This is a genomic window from Azospirillum sp. B506 (assembly GCF_000333595.1).
GTDB lineage: Bacteria > Pseudomonadota > Alphaproteobacteria > Azospirillales > Azospirillaceae > Azospirillum.
In genome coordinates, this window is sequence record NZ_BADK01001002.1 from 1 (window position 1) to 1,830 (window position 1,830).

Consider the following 1,830-nt stretch of genomic DNA (forward strand, 5'->3'; position numbering starts at 1 on the left):
CGACCTCGTGCTGATGGATGTGCAGATGCCGAGATGGGATGGTCTGCAGGCCAGCCGTGCCATCCGTGCGTTGCCTCCGCCGCGCGGCAACCTGCCGATCCTGGCATTGACCGCCAGTTCTTCGGAACGGGAGCGGCGCGACTGCCATGAGGCCGGAATGAACGGGCACATCGGCAAGCCCTATGACCGCGAGATCATGCTGCGTCAGATCGCCCTCATACTCGCCGCCGGGCGGAATCGCACCGGTACCGCCTGAGTCCACGGCGTGGCTGTCAGCGGACCGCCAGACGTCAGGGCTGCTCGAACACCTGAGGGAAATGGGCGAGACGCCGGCCGAACAGGCCTTGCGGCGTGGCGTCGGCCGCCGCCGCTGGCAGCGCCGCGCCGGCCAGGGGTGCCGCGCCATGGGGCGCGGAGGACAGCGCCCGCGCCGAGGTCGGGCGTGGGCGCCGTTCGGACTTGTCGGGTGGGGCGTAGAAATGCAGGGTCAGCTGGCCGTCGGCTTCCGCCGCATAGGGCAAGCCGGGGACCGTCCGGCGTTCGGTGCCGGGAAGCACATACTGCTCACCTTGGTCGGTGCGTTCGATATGCGGCATGACCGGTATCCTGTCTCCACCGCACCGATCCTGCCGTTCCCGCCCTTGCGGGTCAAGGGCGCGCTGCAGTCCGAAGGGCTTATCCGTTCGCCTTTCGGTCCGCTCCCTCTTCGGCAGCGCGCTCCCCCCTGCGGATCGAGTCCCCTTACGGGTGCAGGACGCTCGCCACCAGCAGGTAGGACAGCCAGGCGACGATGCCGGAGGCCGGGATCGTCAGCACCCAGGCCCAGACGATTCGGCCCGCGAGGCCCCAGCGCACCGCCGAGGTGCGGCGGGCGGAGCCGACTCCGACGATGGCGCCGGTGATGGTGTGAGTGGTCGAGACCGGAATGCCGAGCCACGTCGCGCCGAACAGGGTGATGGCGCCCGCCGTCTCGGCGCAGAAGCCCTGATAGGGCTTCAGGTCGGTGATGCGCGACCCCATGGTGCGGACGATGCGCCAGCCGCCCATCATGGTACCCATCCCCATCGCCAGCTGGCAGGCGATGATGACCCAGAAGGGAACGTGGAAGGTCTCGCCCAGCATGCCCTGGCTGAACAGCAGGACGGCGATGATGCCCATCGTCTTCTGCGCGTCGTTGCCGCCATGGCCCAGGCTGTAGAGCGCCGCCGAGACCAGCTGCCAGTGCCGGAACTGGCGGTCGACCGCGAAGGGGGCGGCCCGGCGCAGCGCCCAGGACAGCACCAGCATCAAGAACAGCGCCAGCAGAAGGCCGATGCCCGGCGACAGCACGATGGCGACCGCCGTCTTGGTGAAGCCGCTGGCGATGATGGCGCCGAAGCCGGCCTTGGCGATGCCGGCAATCTTCTCACATCGGGCTGCTGCGGATGCCGCCAACGGGGTGATGCCAACAGATAACCCGATCGGAGACGCGAGACTTTCGATATAGAGGGAGCGTGCCGGCTGTCCGAGGCTTTGACCGATTGTGGCTGGACATGTGCATGGCTGCCGGCCGCCGTCGTCCGGCGGAGACAGGACGAGGGCAAGATGGGCTGGCAGATCATCGTCGCCGCCATGGCGGGGTATCTGGTACTGCTGGGACGCAGCGCATGGAAACAGGGCGAGTTCCGCCAGTACCTGCGCAGCCTCGCCATCGTAATCACCCTGTGCGCCCTGCTGGCGGGCGCCGTGGCTCTGGCGATGCTGCTCGACGGGGCGTAGCCGCCCCTCCGCTGCACCCGCTGCAAAGAAAAAGGGCGCCGGCGGTTCCCCGCCGAAGCCCTGGAATTTCCG

General features: G+C 68.5%; 4 protein-coding genes. 2 read left to right on the forward strand and 2 right to left on the reverse strand.

What is annotated here, in order from left to right; genetic code table 11:
- The coding region (locus I71_RS31060) for a response regulator (RefSeq protein ID WP_042703436.1) at positions 1 to 256 on the forward strand (256 nt) is incomplete at its 5' end.
- Between the two features lie 34 nt (positions 257 to 290).
- On the opposite strand, the gene I71_RS31065 is transcribed toward I71_RS31060, so the two are convergent.
- Both I71_RS31065 and I71_RS31070 read right to left on the reverse strand, forming a co-directional pair.
- Positions 291 to 596 (reverse strand): hypothetical protein, encoded by a 306-nt coding sequence (locus I71_RS31065; RefSeq protein WP_042703438.1) that lies wholly within the window; start codon positions 594 to 596, stop codon positions 291 to 293.
- A 145-nt stretch (positions 597 to 741) separates the two neighbouring features.
- A complete protein-coding gene (locus I71_RS31070) occupies positions 742 to 1,434 on the reverse strand; it encodes an inorganic phosphate transporter (RefSeq protein ID WP_307189041.1) in 693 nt (230 codons plus the stop codon).
- A 150-nt stretch (positions 1,435 to 1,584) separates the two neighbouring features.
- Here I71_RS31070 and I71_RS39005 point away from each other — a divergent pair, with 150 nt between their 5' ends.
- Complete coding sequence (locus tag I71_RS39005) at positions 1,585 to 1,758, forward strand: hypothetical protein (RefSeq protein WP_199902084.1); 174 nt, start codon at positions 1,585 to 1,587, stop codon at positions 1,756 to 1,758.
- Positions 1,759 to 1,830 lie beyond the last annotated feature (72 nt).

Coding starts and splice junctions, on each gene's coding strand:
- I71_RS31065 (WP_042703438.1), bottom strand. CDS start 596: ATGCCGCATATCGAACGCACCGACCAAGGTGAGCAGTATGTGCTTCCC.
- I71_RS39005 (WP_199902084.1), top strand. CDS start 1,585: ATGGGCTGGCAGATCATCGTCGCCGCCATGGCGGGGTATCTGGTACTG.